Raw genomic sequence first — 20,642 nt, 5'->3', positions numbered from 1 at the left:
ATGGCAGACCTCAGAATTGCGGATTATGTGCCTTACCCAGGTGGTCGCTATACCAGCGACGGCCCATATAGTGGACAATGGTTTCGTGAATCCATTCTTCGCCCGGCGCTCGATTTGGCAATACAAAAAGATGACGTTTTGGTTGTTAATCTGGATGGAGTTCCTGGCTATGGGATATCTTTCATAGAAGAGGGATTTGGGGGGCTTATAAGAGAAGACAATTATGTATTCGATGTATTGATGAAGCATCTAAAGGTAGTAAGCACTTCACATCAATATGATTCGTACGAAAGAATATCAAGGAATGTTTTGATAAATGCTGAAAAAATAAGAGCGTCACAAGGGGGCTGATCATGAATACCCCTTGGTATATACCTCTTGTCAGTGTCGCAGGGGCGCTTTTTGTTGCAGTGGTAAATTACTTCTTTATGAAATTCCGAGATAAATCAGATAGATTGTCAAAATTAGTTGATAAATTTTGTGATGAGGTGAACGAAACTGCTGTGGTCGGATCAAAGCATTGGTTATGCTCAACTGCAAATTTATCAGAAGAAAAAGAAATTACCATTAAAGAAGAAGAGTGTGAAATTGTGGGTCGGCAAGAGCGGATAGATGCACTTTTCCAAACACTAAAGCACCAAGATCGAAAGTTGATATTAACAGAAGTTCAACCAGATTTCGATTCATTTGTAACAAAATTAACGGGTGGACAGTTTAGAGTAAAAAATCGCAGTTCCGATCCAGAGGTAGCTAATATGTTACAACATACTGCGGCTTCAATGAATGGGCGTCTTCGCCGAGCTTTAGCAGATAGGCTTGCACGGTGGTTTTAATAAGCGAGGTACCTGGCAGTCTATGGCGGTTGGCGAAAGCATCTTCGCTGGCTCAAGCGTTCTTTTTGGAAGCCGCATCGGGCTGCGGAGCGCCGCGAGGCATGCAACCCGGTACATCGATAGTCAGTGAGGGCCGGCACGTTCGGTCGGCTCTTTGTCCTGTAGAACTGAATATCAAACTTATGACCGCAGTGGGATTAGGTTATCGGTCGCTGAATCGCCGAAAGATCGGATACCCGATCATCAGGCGCACGGTGCTTCCGGGCCACGTTGCCGGGGGATTCGAGGACGCTGATTGACGGCCTGCGCTGGATATGAGCCCGTTGTTGCAAACCCAAGGCGCGGTAGTGCATGGCCGTTGTTGGTCATGCAGGCCGTTATTCAGGAGCGGGGCCAAAACAACCTATAAGAAAGCCTTACAGGTTTGGCAGAGGGCGGGCTCCCGCTACAGAAACTCGGCCCAGGGACGCAAATAAGCCACGGTCTCTGGCAATCCCTGCCGGTTCAGGGTGTCGAGAAACGTATCAACCGCTTGCGGTGGGTTGCGTAGGCTTGCCCGCTGATCGCGCACGGCTGCTAGGGCCATAGCGGGGTCAAGGTCGAGATTGTGCCGGACGAAGATGTCGGGATGTAGGGCCTCAATCCCGTATCGCTCCAATGCGGCCGCCGGGAAATCCTTCAGATTGAAGGTCACGATGACATCGGCCCGGCCGGCGATGGCCGCCGCCAGGACATGCCGGTCGCCGGGATCGGGCAGCGAGAGGCCGTCAATCAGGTCATGATAGCCCGTTACTAGAGCGTCCTCGATCGCGTCGTCCATGCGCTGCCGGGTTGTGGCCAGCTTGTCGGCGATCTCGGGGCGGGCGATCGAGACGTTCCGTATCCATTCGTCGTGGATATCGTCCGACCATCGTGCCCGATAGAGCCCGGTCCGCCCCAGGCGGATCAACAGATCGCGCAGCGGGGCGGGGTAGAGAACACAGGCATCCAGCAGGGCGACGAAGGCCATGTTGCTCAGTAACCCATCCCGAGTTCCTGAGCCTCCGCAGCCAGTGCATCCATGGCGTTATCCGAGACCGTGTTGCGGGCCTCCATGTAGGCTAGCAGGTCTTGCAACTGGATGCGGCGGTGCGTCCCGACCTTCTTGTAGGGTAGTTTGTCCTGTTCAAGCAGGCTGACCAGATAGGGACGCGACACATTCAGCAGGTCCGCCGCTTGTTGGGTTGTCAGCTCGGCATGCCGGGGCATGACCGCAACGGACCGTCCTTCGGCGAGCTGGGCCATCATGTCCGTCAGAAGCCGGACAGCGGCCGCCGGCAGCACGAAGGTCTGCCGTTCCCCCGTATCCGCCTGGGCATCCACCTGAACGCCACCATTGCCGCTGAGCTTCGCTAGGGCGCGGCTGGCTTCCTGCGCCGCCAGACGGTCGGCATCCGACACAAATCCGGGCTCTACAGCCTTCAGCATAGACATCGCCATGGTTCATCCCCTCCGGCCTCATATATGTGCCAAATTGGCACAAACGCAATAAACGAAAGAGCGATGAAGGGCAGCGTTTCATTACCCGTCGCTGCCCAGGTCATGGCCGCAACGGCACCACATTGTCGGCCGTGCCGCTGGCGGCTCCCGCCGATACGGCCAGCACATGCCGCGCCCAGCTATCCAGCGCCGCCGCGCGCTCCGCTTCGAATTCGTGGCGCTGGTAGACGGCTGCCACGCCCTTGATGGCCCCACCCACATGGTTCAACACGCGATCGGCAACATGATGACCGATCCCCAGCCGCGCCATGGCTGTAACGCCCGTCCGCCGCAGGTCATGCAGTCGCCAGTCCGTTCCCGGCAGGGCTGGGGCTTCCTTTCCCGGCGGTGTGCCCTCTGCCTCGGCCATTGCCTGTTCCAGTCGGGCTTTGGCCTTGGAGAAGCCGCTGATGGGTGTCCGGCCGTTGGTGGTGAAGACATAGGGCGAAAGGGTGCCTGTCTTCGGGTCGGCCTGTCTGGGCAACTCGGCAAGGATGCGCCTGGCGGGCTCCGAGAGGTGGACGATATGCGCCCGGCCGTTCTTCGCCCGGCCGGCCGGCAGTGTCCAGATGGTCAGGTCCGGGTTCAATTCAGCCCAGGTCATGGCCGCCACCTCATCGCGGCGCTGTAGCGTCAGGGCCAGCATGCGGAAGAACGGCCCGAAGGGGTAAGGCAGTGGGTCGGTGGCGTTCCAGAACGCTGCCAATTCTTGATCTGTCAGCACCCGGTCGCGCGATGTCTCCTCGCCTTCCACGATCACATTGGCGAAGGCATTGGTGGGCACGAATTGGCGCTTCTCGGCCCAGGTAAACATGGCTCGGCCGTAGGCATGAAGCCGGCGTGCCATGACGGGATGGGCCGATGCGATGTCGTCCAGGCGCGCTTGTATCTCCGCCGTGGCGATCGAGCGGGCCGGGTGGTCCAGCAGCGCGGCGAAGGCGGACAGCAGCCGGTCGGGGGCATCCTTGCGGTAGGAAGCGCTTTTGTCGCGCAGAGGGCCGTCCCGCCATCGTTCGACCAGCACCTGTAAGGTCAGGGTGTCGGCCGCCACCTCCGCCTTGCGGCGCGTCAGCTCGGTCTGGGCGGCCAGCGCGAGGGCCTTTCTTTCCCCGACTGGATCACCGCCGGCCCGTGCCCGCCCACGGGCTTCCTCGGCCATCTTGCGCGCCTGTGCTGGGGTCAGTTCGCCATAGGGGCCGAGGACCAGGCGCCGCACGCGCCCGGCGAACCGATACTGGAACAGGAAGACCTTCGTTCCCGTTTCGGTCACCCGCATCCCGAATCCAGGCAGCGAGTCGTCCATGAACATGGCATCCCGCTTTCCCGGCGGGCAGGCCAGGGCGTCGATTTCCCGCTTTGTCAGCTTCATCCGCTGACCTCGATTACACCTGTTACACCTTCAGAAACGGAAGGTGTAACCAGCCTGAGAGGAAAAAAGTCAATAAAAACAGTATATAATATATGTGTGTTACACCTAATACACCTATACACCTGCATTTGTGTATCTCCCCAGATTTTTCAGCCCTCCGGCCTGCTCGCCCGGACCTGCGGTTCGTCCTTCCGGACTCTTTCCGGACTCATTTGGCGGCGTAACACAGGCCCCTTGAGGCACCATTAGGCACTTCGGCCCCTTCTAGCCATCTCATACCCCGTTGTTTTGGCACGATTAGGCATCAGGGGGCATATTCAGTGTATTTTATAGCATCTGAATGGCATTCAGGAGGTCGTCGGTTCGATTCCGATTGGCTCCACCAGTCCCTTCCGGCCCATTTTTCCAGACAATCTGATCATGATTGTCGGGCTGAGAAAACGCAGTGTTTTCCTGGCCCGTTATCGTGCCCTGCCCCGCAGGGGCCTGAGCGCCCGGTTCCAGACCAGCATCGCGCACAGGCTCGTGGCTGCCAGAGTCCCGATCATCATGCCCCCCACCGCCGTCCAGTCCGCCATCCATGGCAGTTGCAGGACCTGGCGCATGACCAGCCAGGCGGCCGATGCGCCCAGCAGGATGGCCGAGATGCCGGCCACCAGCCCCAGCAGCGTGAATTCGATCAGCCAGATCGTGCGGATCTGGCGCGGCCCCGCGCCCACGGCCTGAAGGATGGCGGCATTGGCGACCCGCTGGCGCCAGCCGGCGGCCAGCGTCGCCGCAAGGACCAGCGCACCCGACGCCATGATGATCGAGGCCGCGACGCTCAGCGCCGTGGCGATCTGCCCGGCCAGTGCGGTCAGCCGGGCCAGCACATCGGCGACACGGATACCGGTCACGCCGGGCAGCGTATCCGTGATGGCGGCCAGCGTGGCCGCATCCTGATCGGCGCGGCCGTCGGTGGCCAGCGTGGCCACGAATGTATGGGGCGCGTGCGACAGCAGGCCTGGCGAGACGACGAACGCGAAATTGAGCTGGAGTGATCGCCAGGCGACATTGCGCAGGTTCGCAACCCGGACGTCGATCGCGCGGCCCAGCACGTTCAGCCGGATGGTGGAACCGACCTGCACGCCCCACCCCTGCGCCAGCCCGGCATCCAGCGACAGCAGGGGTGGCCCGTCATAATCGGCCGGCCACCATGTGCCTTCGGCCAGTCTGGTGCCGGGTGGCGGCGTTGCCGCCACGGTCAGCCCGTGATCGCCGCGCAGGGCCCAGCGCGCCTGCGGCGTGGCGTTGACCCGTTCGGCCGGCACGCCGTCGACCGCGACGACACGCGTGCGCATCGAAGGCAGTTGCCGGACCGCGCGAACCGATGGCTGGGCCTTGGCCAGCCTGTCGAACCGGTCCAGGTCGCCGGGCTGGATATCGATGAAATAGAAGGCGGGGGCGTTATGCGACATCTGGTCGCGCAACTGTGCCATCATCGCGCCCTCGGTCAGCAGGATGGCGGCCATGGCCGCCAGTCCGGCCCCCAGTGCGGTCACCATGCGCGTGGTCGTCGCATTGCGATGGGCAGACAGCGCCAGCGCCAGCCTCGGCACGCCCCGCGCCGTATCCAGTCGCGCCAGCAGGGCGGACACACCCCAGCGCAGTATCGTGCCGGCCAGGACCAGGATGCCGGCGGCGAACAGGACGACGGCAAGGAAGCCTGCGGCGAAGAGCGGGCTGTCCGCCAGCCGGACCGTCAGTACCCCTGCCAGGATCACGCACAGGATCAATGCCGTACCGACGCGCCAGGACAGCACGCGCATTGTTCCCAAGGTCTGCTCGCGGAACAGGGAGGCCGGGCTGACGGCGCAGGCGCGGGCCAGCGGCACGATCACCGACAGCAGGGCGACCAGCATGCCGAACAGGCCGGCCGTCAGCACGGGCGGAAGCGGCGGCACCATTGTCGTTTCGATCGGCAGCAGGCCGCTCAGCATGCGTGCGGCCAACGGCGGCAGCAACAGGGCGGGCACCATGCCGGCACCGATGCCGATACCGCACAGGGCGGCGATCTGAAGGCCGAATGTGCGCCGGATCAGCGGCCCCGAGGCGCCCAGGCAGCGCAGGATGGCAATCGTCCGTCCCCGTCCCTCCAGCCAGGCGGTGACGCCGGTCGAAACCCCCAGGCCGCCCAGCAGCAGGGCGCATAATCCGATCAGCGCCAGGAAGCGGGCCATCTGGTCCACGGTGCGGGTCAAGGCGGGGGCCGCATCGGCCTCGCCGCGAATACGCCAGCCCTGGTCCGGGAAGCGGGCGGTGATCGCAGCGGCCAGTGCGTGGGCGCGGGCCGGCCGCCCTGCCGCCGGCCCATCCAGCGCCAGGCGCAGCGCGTGGTTGACCAGGGCGCCCGGCTGCATCAGTCCGGCTTCGTCCAGGGCCGAGCGGGTGGTCATGACCGTGGGCGCCAGCGTCACCGTGCCGGCACCGTCCGGGATGCGGTCCAGGCTGCCGGCGACATGGAAGCGGGCGGTGCCGATCCGCACGAGCGTGCCGACCTTCAGCGCCAGCCGGTCGATCACCAGCGGGTCGGCGAGCAGGGCGGGCAGGCCGTGATCCGGCGCCAGGGCTCGATTGAGAGGAGCCTGCGGCGTGAGCGCGATTGTGCCGACCAGCGGATAGGAATCATCGACCGCCGAGAGTTCGACCAGCATCCGGGCATCGGCCTGACCCGCACCGCGCGGCGCGTAGAGCATCGAGCGCATGCGTAGCACGCGCGACACCCGGGCCCCGTGCGCGGTCGCGAAATCGGCCAGTTCGGTGGGCAGCGGATCGCTGCTTTCGATCGACAGGTCGCCGCCCAGCAGGGTGCGCTGCTCGCCGGCGATGCCGTCGCGGATCATGTCGCGCAGGCCGCCCACCCCGCCGATGGTGGCCACCCCCAGCGCCAGGCAGGCCAGCACGATACGCATTCCGCCGATGCCGCCGCGCAGGTCGCGCCATGCCAGCCGGGCGGCCAGGTGCCACTGGCTCACGAGGTGGGCTCCCGCATCGGGTGGTCGGTGGTGACGTGTCCATCATCCACGCGCAGGCGGCGGTCGCAGCGTGCCGCCAGGGCCGGATCATGGGTGATCAGGACGAGCGTGGTGCCGTATCGCCGTTGCAGGCTGAACAGCAGGTCCATCACCGCCGCACCGGTGCGGCGGTCCAGATTGCCGGTCGGCTCGTCGGCCAGCAGCAGGCGCGGCCGGGCGACGAAGGCGCGGGCCAGCGCCACGCGCTGCTGTTCGCCGCCCGAGAGTTCGGCCGGCAGGTGATCCAGCCGGTGCCCCAGCCCCACCGCATCCAGTGCCGTGCGGGCGGCGGTGGCGCCGTCGGGGCGGCCGGCCAGTTCGAGCGGCACCAGCACGTTTTCCAGCGCCGTCATGGTGGGGATCAACTGGAAGGACTGGAAGACGATGCCCATCGTCTCGCGCCGGAAACGGGCCAATGCGTCTTCGTCCAAGTCGCCCAGCGTGGTGGCGGCGATGCGGATCGTGCCACGTGTCGGGCGCGCCAGCCCCGCCAGCAGCATCAGCAAGGATGTCTTGCCCGATCCGGAAGGCCCGATGATGCCCAGTGCCTCGCCTTCTGCCACGCGCAGGTTGACCCCGTGCAGGATCGTCAATGCCCCCTGCCCGGGCTCGCCGTTCCGGCGTGGATTGACCGCACTGGCACGGGCCGGCACTGTCAGCCACAGATCCTGTGCCTCGACCAGCGTCGTCCGTCCATTCGGGAGCCCGTCGCCGTCCATGCGTTTTCCTTCCCACAGGGTATGGTCCTGCCTGCACGCTACACGGCGCCGGCATGGGGCCCGAACGGTTTTTCCGCTTCTGCTGGCCTGCCTGTGGGCCGTCTCCGCCCCTCCCGGCCATGCGGCTGACCGCCCGGTGCGGATTCTGGCGCTGGGTGATTCCCTGACTGCCGGCTACGGGCTGGCGCATGCGGACGGCTTCGTGCCGCGTCTTCAGGCGGCGCTGGATGCGCGCGGCGATGCGATCACGATCCTGGATGGCGGCGTGTCGGGCGATACCAGCACCGATGCCCTGGCGCGGCTGGACTGGGCGCTGGGCGATAACCCTGACGCGGTGATCGTGGAACTGGGCGGCAATGACGGACTGCGCGGGCTGGACCCGGCACGGATGGAACAGAACCTGACGACGATCCTGGACCGGCTGCAGCAGGCCCATCTGCCGGTGCTGCTGTCGGGCATGTACGCGCCGCCCAATATGGGGGCGGGTTACAGCCAGTCCTTCCGCGCCGTGTTCGAGCGCCTGTCGCACCGGCCGGGTATACTGTGGGACCCGTTCTTCCTCGATGGCGTGGCGGCACATCCGGAGCTGGAACAGGCGGATCATATCCATCCCAACCCCGCCGGGGTTGCCGTTATCGTGGCGCGGATGGTGCCTTTGGTGGAGCGGCTGGCGCGTCGGCCGTGAGGGGTTTCTGTTCTTTTTTGCAAAAAAGAACCAAAAAACTCTGATTCATTCAGGAGTTTTGTGCTGGGGACAGACGATGGCCAGAACGACTCAAAGTCTTTTTTCTTCTTTTTCTGAAGAAAAAGAAGGGAAGACGCTTCGTTTTGTCCGGGATTTCCGAAGGCTCCATGGTGGGCGCACAAGGACTCGAACCTTGGACCCGCTGATTAAGAGTCAGCTGCTCTACCAACTGAGCTATGCGCCCATGGAGTGTCCCTCTCGGGTGACGCGCTTCTAACAGCGTCAGGGGATGAGGGCAAGCGGTTTTATCGAAAAAATGTCCTGCATTCTCAGCCGTTCAGACGTGCAAGCACGGTATCGAACTGATCCAGCGACTGATAGAGGATGCGGATGGCCCCGCCGCGCCCGTCAAACGAGATCTGGACCTTCAGGCCCAGCCGGGCCGTGAGGTCGCGTTCCAGAACCTGGATTTCGGGGTTCTTGCGTTCGGTATTCTCGGCCGGAGCGGGCTTTGCGGACTGGCGGACGGCTTTCTGGACCAGGGCTTCGGTCTGGCGGACATTCAGCCCCTGCTCCAGCACCGTCTTCAGGGCCGCGACTGGGTCGGGGTGGCCCAGCAGCGCGCGGGCGTGGCCGGCTGTCAGCCGGCCGTCGCGCAGGGCGGCGCGCACCGGCTGCGGCAGGTTGAGAAGCCGCACCATGTTGGCGACATGCGAGCGCGACTTGCCCAGCGCGCCCGCCAGTTCTTCCTGCGTCAGGCCGTAATCCTGCAGCAGCCGTTGCAGGCCCTCGGCCTCCTCCACGGCGTTCAGGTCGGCGCGTTGCAGGTTCTCGACCAGGGCGGCAGCCATGGCGTCGCCGTCATCCAGCGCGCGGATATGGACCGGCACCTCGTGCAGGGCCGCCATCTGCGCCGCGCGCCAGCGGCGTTCGCCGGCGATGATCTGGTAATGGCCTGCGCGCTCGGGATGCGGGCGGACCAGGATCGGTTGCAGGATGCCGCGCGTGCGGATGGAATCCGCCAGCTCGGCCAGGGCCTCGGGCTCCATCACCTGGCGCGGCTGGAACGGTCCGGGCGCCAGCTGGTCCACCCCCAGCGTGCCGGTGCGGTCCTGCTCCGTCCGGCCCGAAACGCGGGCGATGGCGGCGGGGGCCTGGTCGCCCAGCAGGGCCGCGAGGCCCCGGCCGAGGCGCGGACGTGTCTGGTCTTTCTTGGTGCTCATGCCCGCGCCTTTTTCTTTCTGGGGGTCTTCAGGCCATTCCGGGCGATCACCTCGTCCGCCAGGGCCTGATAGGCCATGGCACCGCTGGACCGGCCATCATAGGCCATGACCGAGCGCCCGTGGCTCTGGGCCTCGGAGATGCGGATATTGCGCGGAATCAGCGTTTCCATCACCTGTTCGCCGAAGAAGCTGCGCGCGTCGGCGGCGACCAGTTCCGACAGGTTGTTGCGCCGGTCGTACATCGTCAGCACGATGCCCGCGACATGCAGGTCGGAATTGAAGGCCCGGCGCACCCGGTCGACGGTGCGGACCAGTTGGCTGATGCCTTCGAGCGCAAAGAATTCGCATTGCAGCGGCACGATCACACCGTCGGACGCCACCAGCGCGTTCAGCGTCAGCAACCCCAGGCTGGGGGGACAGTCGATCAGGATCACGTCGAAACCGCTGGCGGCACGGGTGATGGCGTCGCGCAGGCGGAACTCGCGCCGGTCCATCATCACCAGTTCCAGCTCGGCGCCAGCCAGTTCGGTATCGGCGGCGATGATCTTCAGGCCGGGAATTTCGGTGTCCTGGGCCAGGTCGGCCATCGCGACATCGTCCATCAGCAGGGCATAGGTGCCCTGTCGCCTTGCGTCGTAACCGACGCCCAGGCCAGTCGAGGCATTGCCCTGCGGATCGAGATCGACCAGCAGGACGGACAGGCCGCGTTCGGCCAGCCCGGCGGCCAGATTGATGGCCGTGGTTGTTTTACCCACGCCGCCTTTCTGGTTGGCGAGGGCAAGAATGCAGGAAGCGCGCGCGGCGTCAGGGGCCCGTTGCGCGTTCTGAGTGTCTGGCACGCGTGATTTCACCCAGTTTGAGAATGGTACCGTCCGCGTTGGTGCGGCTTGGCAATCGGGATATTGCCATGTGCCAGTCGGCGGCGGCCGAGGTCAACTCATCGTCGACATTTCTGCCTTTCAGGAACAGGCAAAACCCGTCGGGCGCCAGCAGGCGGCTGCTCCATTCCAGCAATTGCGGCAGGGCCGCCAGCGCGCGGGCGGTCACGACCTGCACCGGCGGGATGTCGACCTCTTCGATCCGTCGCGCCAGCACGGTGACGCGAGCACCCGCTGCCCGCGCGGCCTCGCGCAGGAAGGCCGCCTTGCGCTGGTCGGATTCGATGAGCGTGACGTCGGCGTCGGTCGCGATTGCGATGATCAGGCCGGGGAACCCCCCGCCCGATCCCAGATCGGCCAGGCGTGCGCCGGGCGGGATCAGCGATGCCAGTTGCAGCGAGTCCGCGATATGGCGGTCCCACAGATGCGGCAGATCGCGGGGCGAGACCAGATTGATGCGGCCATTCCAGCGGGTCAGGATCTCGGCGAAACAGTCGAGCCGCGGGCCGAGATCGCCCGGCAGTTCGGTGACGGTTTCGGGTTTCACGTGAAACATCATGCCACCTGCCTGATATGGGCCAGCAGTGCCATCAGTGCCGACGGCGTGACACCGGGAATGCGCTGGGCGGCGCTGAAGCTGGCGGGTTTGGCCGAGGCCAGACGTTCCTGCATCTCACTGCTCAGGCCACCGATATGGCGGTAATCGAGATCGGGCGGCAGGGCGATGCGGGTTTCGGCTTCCAATTGCCGGATCTCGCGTGCCTGCCGGGTCAGATAGCCGCTATAGCGGGCTTCGGTTTCGACATGGCGGCGGACACGTGGGGAAAGGTCCGCGAACCATGGGGCGATCCGCGCCACCTGATCCGGCGTGGCGGCTGTGGCCAGCACGTCCAGCAATGTGCGCCGCCGCCCGTCGGCGGAGACCGCAATGCCTGCTTGCTGCAACCCGTCGGGCAGGAAGCTCTCCTGCCCCGCGCGCTGCATTGCCGCATCGATGGCAGTGCGGTCGGCCTCGAACAGGCGCGTGCGCTGGGCACCCACGCAGCCCCAGTCGATACCCAGGCCGGTCAGGCGCAGATCGGCATTGTCGGCCCGCAGGCTGAGTCGATATTCCGAGCGCGAGGTGAACATCCGATAGGGTTCGGACACGCCCTGGGTGGTCAGATCGTCGATCATCACGCCCAGATAGGCGGTGCCGCGATCGATGGTCACCCCCTGCCCGCCCCCGGCGCGGCGTGCCGCATTCAGCCCGGCCAGGATTCCCTGTGCGCCGGCTTCCTCATATCCGGTCGTGCCGTTGATCTGGCCGGCCAGGAACAGGCGCGGGAGTGCCGTCAGTTCCAGCGTCGGGCTCAGGGCGCGCGGATCGACATAATCATATTCCACCGCATAGCCGGGCCGCACGATGCGGCAATGTTCCAGGCCGGGGATGGAATGGATCATCCGCTCCTGGATGTCGGCCGGCAGGCTGGTCGAGATGCCGTTGGGATAGACCAGATCGCCGCCCGCATTCCCCGGCAGGGCCTCGGGTTCGAGGAAGATCTGGTGGCTGTCGCGTTCGGCGAACCGGACCACCTTGTCTTCGATCGAGGGACAGTAACGCGGGCCGCGCCCGGCAATGGCGCCGCCATAGACGGCCGAGAGGTGCAGATGTTCGCGGATCAGCGCATGGGTCTGCGCCGTGGTGGCGGTGATCCGGCATGAGAGTTGCGGGTTGTCGATCGCGCCGGTCAGGCGGCTGAACGGTTCGGGTTCGGCATCGCCCTTGTCTTCGGCCAGGCTGTCCCAGTCGATCGTGCTGCGGTCCAGCCGCGCCGGCGTGCCGGTCTTCAGCCGGCCCATCGGCAGGCCCAGCGCCTGCAACCGTTCGCCCAGTGCCTGGGCCGGCGCCTCGCCGACCCGGCCGGCCGGATGGCTGTCATGGCCGATATGGATCACGCCGCGCAGGAAGGTGCCGGCTGTCAGCACCACCGCGCCGGCCGCAATGCGGCGCCCGTCTTCGCACACCACGCCGGCCACCTGGCCAGCCTCATCGACGATCAGATCGCCTGCCCCGCCTTCCGCGATGTCGAGATTCGCGGTCTCGGCCAGCAGGTCCTGGATGGCGCGCCGATAGAGCGAGCGGTCGGCCTGTGCGCGCGGGCCATGGACGGCCGGCCCCTTGGAGCGGTTCAGCAGCTTGAAATGAATCCCCGCCTGGTCGGCGGCGCGGCCCATCAGCCCGTCCAGCGCATCGATCTCGCGCACCAGGTGGCCCTTGCCGATGCCGCCGATCGCGGGGTTGCAGGACATGGCGCCGATCGTGTCCCGCCGATGCGTCAGCAACAGCGTGCGCGCGCCGCACCGGGCCGAAGCCGCTGCGGCCTCGCACCCCGCATGCCCCCCGCCAATGACGATGACGTCATATTCGCCAGCCACCCTGCCCTGCTCCCTCACTTGCCGATGCAGAACTGGCCGAAGACGGTATCGAGCAGGTCCTCGACCCCGACCGCGCCCGTCAGGCGCCCCAGGGCGCGCATCGCCAGCCGCATTTCTTCGCCCCGCATCTCTGGCCAGTGCATATCCAGTGCGGCGGCCAGATGGCCAGCGCTTTCTTCAATCGCGGCCCGATGGCGTGCCCGCGTCAGCGGCGGCCCGGCTTGTGCCGCCGTCAGGGCACGGGCCCGATCGGCCAGTGAATTGGTCAGACTCTCGATCCCGATCCCTTCACGCACGCTGATGGCGATGGCGTCGGGTGGACCTTCGGCCAGAGGGTTCAGGTCGATCTTGTTGCGGACCAGGATGGCATTGGCGGGTAGATCGTCGGGCGGCGTGTCGCCGTCGAACATGCCGACTACGCAGTCCGCCTGTTTCACGTGAAACAGGGCGCGGCGCACGCCCTCGGCTTCGATCTCGTCCTTGGTCTCGCGCAGGCCGGCAGTGTCGATCAGGGTCACGGGCACATCGCCCAATACCACCCGCACCTCGATCGCATCGCGGGTGGTGCCGGCGCGGGGCGAGACGATGGCCACATCCCGTTCGGCCAGCCTGTTCAGCAGGCTGGACTTGCCGACATTGGGCGCGCCGACAATGGCAAACAGCAGGCCCCGCCGCAGGCGTTCGCCTCGCCCGCCATCGTCAAGATGGGCGCGCATTTCACCGGCCAGGTTGCGCAGTTCGTCCAGCAGCGCCTGTTCGATTTCGGGCGGTAGATCTTCGTCCGGGAAGTCGATCAGTGCTTCCTGATGGGCGAGCATCGTGCGCAGCCGTGTCGCCCATCCGTCATACAGGCGGCTCAGCGTGCCGTCGGCCTGCTCCAGCGCCTGGCGGCGCTGGGCTTCGGTTTCGGCGTCGATCAGGTCCGCAATGCCTTCCGCCTCGATCAGGTCGAGCCGGCCGCGCATGAAGGCCCGGCGGGTGAATTCGCCCGGTTCGGCCGGCCGGGCGCCGAGCGCCACCAGCGCGTCGGCTACGGCGGCGATCACGGCCGGACCGGCATGCAGGTGCAGCTCCGCGCTGTCCTCACCGGTATAGCTGTGCGGGCCGGGGAACCACAGCACCAGCGCCCGGTCCAGCAGGATGGGTGCGGCATCGCCCGCCCCGTGCCGCAATCCGCGCAGCCTGGCCCGGCGCGGTGCGGGCAGCGTGCCGCAGAGCCGGCGCAGGATCTCGCCGCATCCCGCACCGGTCAGGCGCATGACCGCGATGGCCGCGCGCCCTGCCCCGCTGGCCAGGGCGAAGATCGGCGCATCGGGTTCTGTCCGTGCCGGGAGCCGTTCGGAGGGCATCGTGTCTGTTCCTGTCGTCATGGGGCGTCTGCTGGCCGCTCTTGCATGTCGCAACCTGTGGCGGAAGAGTACAAAATACCAGACAGTCCCGATATGGTGCGGGATACAGGATCAAAGGGACGGACGACCGGTATGCCGCAGCTTTCGATGCACTCGCCCATCGGGGATCTGACCCTGACCGAGGAAGATGGCGCGATCGTCGCCCTGGATTGGGGCTGGGGGCGCGATCAGGACGAAACTCCGTTGCTGCGGCAGGCCTGCGATCGGCTCGACGCCTATTTCGACGGCGCGGCCGACGATTTCGCCGACCTGCCGCTGGCCCCGTATGGCACGCCATACCGTCAGGCCGTGTGGCAGGCGCTGCGTGCGATCCCGTTGGGCGAAACCCGCACCTATCGCGACCTGGCCCAGCAGGTCGGCGGTTCGCCCCGTTCCATCGGTCAGGCCAACGGGGCCAATCCGATTCCGATCCTGATCCCCTGCCATCGCGTTGTCTCCACCCAGGGGCTGGGCGGCTATTCCGGCGATGGCGGGTTGGCGGACAAGATCTATCTGCTGGAACTGGAGCGGGCCCCCATCCCCGCCCTGGCGGATGCGCATGCCTGATACGGCCGGACAGAACAGGAAGAGGGATACAGGCGATGTACAGGGCAATCCGCATCCACGGCTATGGTGGCCCCGAGGTTCTGCAACTGGAGACTCTGCCCACGCCCGTGCCCAGCCGGGGTGAGATCCTGATCCGGCAGGAGGCGATCGGCGTCAATTACATCGACATCTATTTCCGCACCGGCCTGTACAAGGTGCCCTCCCTGCCGGCCATCCTGGGGATGGAGGGTGCTGGTGTCGTCATGGCCACCGGCGCGGGGGTGACCGATTTCGTGCCCGGTGACCGGGTGGCCTATCCCACGGCCCTGGGCGGTTATGGCGAATGCCGCACCATCGCCGCCGATCGTGTCGTGCCGTTGCCGTCGGATATCCCGTTCGATATCGCGGCAGGTTGCATGTTGCGCGGCCTGACTGCCCATATGCTGTTGCGCGAGGTCCATGCCGTCCAACCTGGCGAGACGATTCTAGTTCATGCGGCAGCCGGTGGTGTGGGGCTGCTGGTATGCCAATGGGCGCGGCATATCGGCGCACGGGTGATCGGCGTGGTGTCGACCGAGGAAAAGGGCGAACTGGCGCGGCAGAACGGTGCGGCGGATATTCTGATCGGGCATGACGATCTGGCCGCGCGCGTGCGCAAGCTGACGGACGGCGCCATGGTGCCCGTGGTCTATGACAGCGTGGGCAAGGATACGTTCGTCGCCAGTCTCGATTGCCTCGCGCCGCGTGGGCTGATGGTCAGTTACGGCAATGCGTCCGGCGAGGTCACGGGCATTTCGGTCGGCATGCTGGCCACGCGCGGTAGCCTGTATCTGACGCGGCCGGGGTTGACGACTTATTTTGCCCAGCGTTCCGCGTTGCTGGCAGGGGCCAAGGAATTGTTCGATTTGATCATTCAGGGAGTGCTGACGGTGCGGATCGGGCAGCGTTTCGCTCTGGCTGATGCCGGGGCTGCGCAGACGGCGCTGGAATCGCGGGCGACGATCGGGAGTACGATCCTGTTGCCTTGATGGGGGAAGAGTTCTTTTTTTTCTGAAGAAAAAGAAGCAAAAAGACTTTTATTCGTTTGAGGTCCGTTGTGGTGGACGGTCTTCGCCTCAGAACGAGATCTAAAAGTTCAAAAGTTTTTTGGTTCTTTTTTTTAAAAAAGAACAGAAACATCCTCACCAACAAAAAACAGGGGTCGGATCGCTCCGGCCCCTGCTTCCTGGTCTTCAGGTATTCATCGCGTCGAAGAAATCCCTGTTGGTCTTGCTGTATTTCAGCTTGTCCAGCAGGAAGTCCATCGCATCCATGGTGCCCATCGGCGCAAGGATGCGGCGCAGGACCCACATTTTCGACAGTTCCGAGCGTTCGACCAGCAGCTCTTCCTTGCGGGTGCCGCTCTTGGTGATGTCGATGGCCGGGAAGGTGCGCTTGTCGGCCAGCTTGCGGTCGAGGATGAGTTCCGAGTTACCGGTGCCCTTGAATTCCTCGAAGATCACCTCGTCCATGCGGCTGCCGGTATCGATCAGCGCGGTGGCGATGATGGTCAGCGACCCGCCTTCCTCGATGTTGCGCGCCGCGCCGAAGAAACGCTTGGGGCGCTGCAGGGCGTTGGCGTCCACACCGCCGGTCAATACCTTGCCCGATGACGGGACCACGGTGTTGTAGGCGCGCGCCAGGCGGGTGATGGAATCCAGCAGGATGACCACGTCGCGCTTGTGCTCGACCAGCCGCTTGGCCTTCTCCAGCACCATTTCCGTCACCTGGACGTGCCGGGTCGCGGGCTCGTCGAAGGTCGAGGACACGACCTCGCCGCGCACCGAACGCGCCATGTCGGTCACTTCCTCGGGCCGCTCGTCGATCAGCAGCACGATCAGGAACACTTCCGGATGGTTGGCCGAAATGGATGAGGCGATGCTCTGCAGCATCACGGTCTTGCCAGTGCGCGGCGGGGCGACGATCAGGGCGCGCTGGCCCATGCCGATCGGCGAGACCAGGTCGATCACCCTGGGGGTGAAATCCTTGGTCTGGCCCTTGCCGCCTTTGCCGCCCTTGGTGCCCTTTTCGGGCTCGCCGCCCACCGCGTCGCTCTCGACTTCCATCTTCAGCCGGCGCTCGGGGTAGAGCGGCGTCAGATTGTCGAAATTGATGCGATGACGGACCGCCTCGGGCGGCTCGAAATTGATGGTGTTGACCTTCAGCAGCGCGAAATAGCGCTCACCGTCGCGCGGGGCGCGGATCTGCCCCTCGACCGTGTCGCCGGTCCGCAGGCCGAAGCGCCGCACCTGGCTGGGCGAGATATAGATATCGTCCGGCCCGGGCAGGTAATTGGCCTCGGGCGAGCGCAGGAAACCAAACCCGTCGGGCAGGATTTCCAGCGTCCCCTCGCCATGAATGGCCTGGTCGTTATCGGCGAGGGTCTTGAGGATGGCGAACATCATGTCCTGCTTGCGCAGGGACGATGCGTTCTCGATCTGCAGGCTTTCGGCGTACGCCAGAAGGTCCGCGGGGGTTTTGGCCTTGAGTTCGGCGAGATGCATTCAGGTTGCCTTGGATGGGCAGGTCATAGACGGGGGGGAAACGATCGGCCTGGAAGTGGCGCATCGGTGCGCCTGCCAGAAAAAACCGGACAAACCGGAAAAGTGGCCAGCAACGTTCCATACGGAGGGATCGTCCGGCAGACGAAAGCCCGCCGGCGACGGCCAAATCATAAGGAAATCGTCCCGAACGGTCAAGGCCGGGCGTCGGATCGCCGCCGGCAGGCATTGACGGGCAGGCTCTAGCGGCCTCGGGCCAGCCAGCCCCTCTGCCAGAACCACAGCAGCGGGATGATGATCGTCGCTGCCATCAGCGCCAGCGAATACCAGTAGCCGTATTTCCAGTTCAGCTCCGGAATATCGTGGAAATTCATGCCGTAGATCCCGGCAACCAGCGTGGGTGCGACCCCGATGAAGCTGACCACGGTCAGGATCTTCATGCCGTTGTTCTGCTCGATACTGATGAAGCCGAGCGTGGCATCCAGCAGGAATTGGACCTTGTTGGAGATCTGCGACACGAAATCGTTCAGCGACACGATGTCGCGCGCGACCGTGCTCATCCGGTCGCGCAGCTTTTCCGACAGATCGTGCTTCTTGTTCTCGCTGACGAAGATCGCGATCCGCTCCATGCCCAGCAGGCTGTCGCGCACCGACGATGCCAGGTCGCCCGACCGCCCCACCCGGCGCAGCAGCGACCGCAGCATCTGGTCGGCCCGGCCGGCCCGGCGCGGCTGGTCCGCCTGGAACACGTCGCGCGACAGCGTATCCAGCGCCTGGCCCAGATGCTCCAGAATATCAGCCATGCGGTCGACCACCGCCTCCAGCAGCAGCACCGAGACCTCGTCCCCGCTATAGGTCTCCTTGCTGGCGGTGATCTGCTTTGCGATGAGGTCGAACGACGAGAATTCGGTGAAGCGGATGGTCAGCAGCCGGTCACGCATCAGTACGAAGCCGACCGGCGAGACGAAGAAATCGTCCTGGATGCGCCGGACCAGCGGTGTCGACAGATAGACGGCATCGTCTTCCATGAACAGGCGCGAGGAACTCTCGATTTCCTCCAGGTCGGCGCGGGTCGGGATGCGCTGGCCGGTAATCCTGGCCGCCAGGGCCTGTTCATCCGGCGTCGGGTCCAGCAGATCCAGCCAGGCAACGCCAGTGGCGTCGGCATCGGTGACGATCGGCCGAGGTACCTGACCGGGACAATGGGCAACAAACATGGATGTTGTCTTTCTCCGCTTCCCCGCCTGGCCCCCGTATCGGGGGGCCTACGCTGCCTGTCAATTCACCCGGGCGTCGTCTGCCGGGTGGAGACGAGGCTGGTAATTTTCCGCCATGCGGTCCAGAACACCCGATATCCTGCATCTATATCGGGTCCGGAGAACGACGTGAGCGCAGCAGATACCAGCGGAGCGGAACGCGGCGTGGCAGAGGCGCTGCCCAACAGCCTGCGTGCCGGGCCGGACCCGCGCGGCCGCTTCGGCATCTTCGGCGGCCGGTTCGTGGCCGAGACGCTGATGCCTCTGGTCCTGGAACTGGATGCGGCCTATGCGGCGGCCAAGGCCGATCCCGCATTCCGCACGGAACTGGACTATTACCTGAAGGATTATGTGGGCCGCCCCAGTCCGCTCTGGTTCGCCCGCCGCCTGACCGAGGAACTGGGCGGCGCGCGCATCTACATGAAGCGCGAGGAACTGAACCATACCGGCTCGCACAAGCTCAACAATGTCATGGGCCAGATCCTGCTGGCCCGCCGCATGGGCCGCAGCCGCATCGTGGCCGAGACCGGGGCTGGCCAGCATGGCGTTGCCACAGCCACGGTGTGTGCGCTGTTCGGGCTGAAATGCACCATTTACATGGGTGCCACCGACGTCGAGCGGCAGAAGCCCAACGTGTTCCGCATGCGCCTGCTGGGTGCCGAGGTCGTGCCCGTGACCTCCGGCGCCGGCACGCTGAAGGATGCGATGAACGAGGCGATGCGCGACTGGGTGACCAATGTCCGCGACACCTATTTCCTCGTCGGCACCGTGGCCGGACCCCACCCTTACCCACAGATGGTCCGTGATTTCCAGTCCGTGATCGGGGAGGAAACCCGCACCCAGATGCAGGAGGCCGAAGGGCGCCTGCCGGATGTGATCGTGGCTGCCATCGGTGGCGGGTCGAACGCGATGGGCATCTTCCATCCTTTCCTCGATGATCCGTCAGTGCGTCTGATCGGGGTCGAGGCCGCAGGCCGGGGGCTGGACAGCGGCGAGACCGCGGCATCGATCCTGCGCGGGCGGCCGGGCGTGCTGCATGGCAACCGTACTTACCTGTTGCAGAACGAAGACGGGCAGATCGACGAGGCCCATTCGATCAGCGCCGGACTGGACTATCCCGGCATCGGGCCGGAACATTCCTGGCTGGCCGATATCGGGCGCGTGGAGTATGTCGGCGCGACCGATGACCAGGCGCTCGACGCCTTCCAGCTCTGCACGCGGACCGAGGGCATCATCCCGGCGCTGGAATCCGCCCATGCCCTGGCGCATGCGGCCGTCATCGCCCCCACGCTCAGCCCGGAGACGCTGCTGGTGGTAAATATCTCCGGCCGCGGGGACAAGGACATCTTCACCGTCGCCGCACATCTGGGAGTGACATTGTGAGCCGCATCGCCCGCCGCTTCGCGGCCCTGAAGGAACAGGGGCGCGGTGCCCTGATCCCGTACCTGCAGGCCTGCGATCCGGACTACGACACGTCTCTGGCGCTGCTGCGTGCCATGCCGGGAGCGGGGGCCGACCTGATCGAGATCGGCGTGCCGTTCAGCGATCCCAGCGCCGACGGCCCGACCATCCAGTTGGCGGCACGGCGGGGGCTGAAGGCGGGGTCCAGCATGGTGCGCGTGCTGGAGATGGTGGCCCGCTTTCGCGAGGACGATGCCGACACGCCGATCATCCTGATGGGCTATCTGAACCCGATCGAGGCCTACGGCCATGCCCGCTTCTGTGCCGATGCTGCGCGTGCCGGGGTGGACGGGCTGATCGTGGTCGACATGCCGCCCGAGGAAGCCGACCTGCTGGACGGGCCGGCGGTAGAAGCCGGGCTGGACATCATCCGCCTGGTGGCGCCTACCACCGACGATGTGCGCCTGCCCGTGGTCTGCGGCCATGCCTCTGGCTTTATCTATTATGTCAGCATTACCGGTGTGACCGGCACGCGCACCGCCAGCAGCGACGAACTGGCGGCGGCCCTGCCGCGCCTGCGCGCCGCGACCGACCTGCCGGTGGCGATCGGCTTCGGTATCCGCTCGCCCGAACAGGCCGCCGCTGCCGTCCGTGCTGCCGATGCCGCCGTGGTGGCCTCGGCCCTGATCGCTACGCTGGAAGATTCGCTGGACGAACAGGGCCGTGCGACGCCCGACACCCTGCCGCGTGTGCTGGCACAGCTTTCGGCGCTGGCTGAGGCCGTGCGCTCGGTACGGAAGGCGTGAAGAGTTTCT

General features: G+C 65.1%; 19 protein-coding genes and 1 tRNA gene. 7 read left to right on the top strand and 13 right to left on the bottom strand.

Translation table 11 applies throughout. From position 1 onward, the window contains the following. Positions 1–351, top strand: a complete 351-nt coding sequence (locus HLH36_RS02580) for an STAS-like domain-containing protein (protein WP_182984883.1) — start codon at positions 1–3, stop codon at positions 349–351. 2 nt (positions 352–353) lie between these two features. Further along, positions 354–833: a hypothetical protein gene (locus HLH36_RS02575; protein WP_182984882.1), complete on the top strand. Its 480-nt coding sequence runs from the start codon at positions 354–356 to the stop codon at positions 831–833. Between the two features lie 445 nt (positions 834–1,278). Here HLH36_RS02575 and HLH36_RS02570 read toward each other — a convergent pair whose 3' ends face one another. The 5 genes from HLH36_RS02570 to HLH36_RS02550 form a co-directional block, all read right to left on the bottom strand. Then, positions 1,279–1,842: a PIN domain-containing protein gene (locus HLH36_RS02570; RefSeq protein WP_182984881.1), complete on the bottom strand. Its 564-nt coding sequence runs from the start codon at positions 1,840–1,842 to the stop codon at positions 1,279–1,281. A gap of 5 nt (positions 1,843–1,847) precedes the next feature. Further along, positions 1,848–2,312 carry a helix-turn-helix domain-containing protein gene (locus HLH36_RS02565; protein WP_220792661.1) on the bottom strand — a complete coding sequence of 155 codons (465 nt, stop codon included), beginning with the start codon at positions 2,310–2,312 and terminating at the stop codon, positions 1,848–1,850. Positions 2,313–2,412: 100 nt separating this feature from the next. Beyond that, a complete protein-coding gene (locus tag HLH36_RS02560; RefSeq protein ID WP_182984880.1) occupies positions 2,413–3,720 on the bottom strand; it encodes a tyrosine-type recombinase/integrase in 1,308 nt (435 codons plus the stop codon). A gap of 461 nt (positions 3,721–4,181) precedes the next feature. Then, positions 4,182–6,734, bottom strand: coding sequence for an FtsX-like permease family protein (locus tag HLH36_RS02555; protein ID WP_182984879.1), 2,553 nt, complete (start codon positions 6,732–6,734; stop codon positions 4,182–4,184). Next, complete coding sequence (locus HLH36_RS02550; RefSeq protein WP_182984878.1) at positions 6,731–7,492, bottom strand: ABC transporter ATP-binding protein; 762 nt, start codon at positions 7,490–7,492, stop codon at positions 6,731–6,733. The genes HLH36_RS02555 and HLH36_RS02550 overlap by 4 nt, the downstream gene beginning before the upstream one ends. On the opposite strand from HLH36_RS02550, the gene HLH36_RS02545 reads away from it, so the two are divergent. Then, the gene (locus HLH36_RS02545) at positions 7,491–8,177 is read left to right on the top strand and encodes an arylesterase (RefSeq protein ID WP_182984877.1); all 687 of its coding nucleotides are present in this window, start codon (positions 7,491–7,493) and stop codon (positions 8,175–8,177) included. The genes HLH36_RS02550 and HLH36_RS02545 overlap by 2 nt on opposite strands. A gap of 168 nt (positions 8,178–8,345) precedes the next feature. On the opposite strand, the gene HLH36_RS02540 is transcribed toward HLH36_RS02545, so the two are convergent. The 6 genes from HLH36_RS02540 to mnmE form a co-directional block, all read right to left on the bottom strand. Continuing rightward, a tRNA-Lys gene (locus HLH36_RS02540) sits at positions 8,346–8,421 on the bottom strand. Positions 8,422–8,506: 85 nt separating this feature from the next. Further along, entirely contained in the window at positions 8,507–9,400 is an 894-nt protein-coding gene (locus HLH36_RS02535; RefSeq protein WP_182966308.1) for a ParB/RepB/Spo0J family partition protein, read from the bottom strand. Further along, positions 9,397–10,239 carry a ParA family protein gene (locus HLH36_RS02530; RefSeq protein WP_408871829.1) on the bottom strand — a complete coding sequence of 281 codons (843 nt, stop codon included), beginning with the start codon at positions 10,237–10,239 and terminating at the stop codon, positions 9,397–9,399. The genes HLH36_RS02535 and HLH36_RS02530 overlap by 4 nt, the downstream gene beginning before the upstream one ends. After that, the gene (gene rsmG, locus HLH36_RS02525; protein WP_182984876.1) at positions 10,205–10,837 is read right to left on the bottom strand and encodes a 16S rRNA (guanine(527)-N(7))-methyltransferase RsmG; all 633 of its coding nucleotides are present in this window, start codon (positions 10,835–10,837) and stop codon (positions 10,205–10,207) included. Before rsmG ends, HLH36_RS02530 begins: the two co-directional genes overlap by 35 nt. Further along, positions 10,834–12,696: a tRNA uridine-5-carboxymethylaminomethyl(34) synthesis enzyme MnmG gene (gene mnmG, locus HLH36_RS02520; RefSeq protein WP_182984875.1), complete on the bottom strand. Its 1,863-nt coding sequence runs from the start codon at positions 12,694–12,696 to the stop codon at positions 10,834–10,836. Before mnmG ends, rsmG begins: the two co-directional genes overlap by 4 nt. A gap of 14 nt (positions 12,697–12,710) precedes the next feature. Then, positions 12,711–14,045: a tRNA uridine-5-carboxymethylaminomethyl(34) synthesis GTPase MnmE gene (mnmE, locus tag HLH36_RS02515; protein ID WP_182984874.1), complete on the bottom strand. Its 1,335-nt coding sequence runs from the start codon at positions 14,043–14,045 to the stop codon at positions 12,711–12,713. A gap of 132 nt (positions 14,046–14,177) precedes the next feature. On the opposite strand from mnmE, the gene HLH36_RS02510 reads away from it, so the two are divergent. Both HLH36_RS02510 and HLH36_RS02505 read left to right on the top strand, forming a co-directional pair. Continuing rightward, a complete protein-coding gene (locus HLH36_RS02510; protein WP_182966316.1) occupies positions 14,178–14,651 on the top strand; it encodes a methylated-DNA--[protein]-cysteine S-methyltransferase in 474 nt (157 codons plus the stop codon). 35 nt (positions 14,652–14,686) lie between these two features. Further along, positions 14,687–15,658: a quinone oxidoreductase family protein gene (locus HLH36_RS02505; protein ID WP_182984873.1), complete on the top strand. Its 972-nt coding sequence runs from the start codon at positions 14,687–14,689 to the stop codon at positions 15,656–15,658. A gap of 204 nt (positions 15,659–15,862) precedes the next feature. On the opposite strand, the gene rho is transcribed toward HLH36_RS02505, so the two are convergent. Further along, positions 15,863–17,173: a transcription termination factor Rho gene (rho, locus tag HLH36_RS02500; RefSeq protein WP_182984872.1), complete on the bottom strand. Its 1,311-nt coding sequence runs from the start codon at positions 17,171–17,173 to the stop codon at positions 15,863–15,865. Between the two features lie 239 nt (positions 17,174–17,412). Then, positions 17,413–18,387 carry a magnesium/cobalt transporter CorA gene (gene corA / locus HLH36_RS02495; protein WP_182984871.1) on the bottom strand — a complete coding sequence of 325 codons (975 nt, stop codon included), beginning with the start codon at positions 18,385–18,387 and terminating at the stop codon, positions 17,413–17,415. Positions 18,388–18,555: 168 nt separating this feature from the next. Between corA and trpB the strand changes: the two genes are divergently transcribed. Continuing rightward, complete coding sequence (trpB, locus tag HLH36_RS02490) at positions 18,556–19,809, top strand: tryptophan synthase subunit beta (protein ID WP_338030374.1); 1,254 nt, start codon at positions 18,556–18,558, stop codon at positions 19,807–19,809. Beyond that, positions 19,806–20,633, top strand: coding sequence for a tryptophan synthase subunit alpha (gene trpA / locus HLH36_RS02485; RefSeq protein ID WP_182984870.1), 828 nt, complete (start codon positions 19,806–19,808; stop codon positions 20,631–20,633). Before trpB ends, trpA begins: the two co-directional genes overlap by 4 nt. Positions 20,634–20,642 lie beyond the last annotated feature (9 nt).

The sequence above is a fragment of the Gluconacetobacter aggeris genome (assembly GCF_014174395.1).
Lineage (GTDB): Bacteria > Pseudomonadota > Alphaproteobacteria > Acetobacterales > Acetobacteraceae > Gluconacetobacter > Gluconacetobacter aggeris.
The sequence above is the reverse complement of the archived record's forward strand: the minus strand, read 5'-3'. Positions and strand labels throughout refer to the sequence as shown.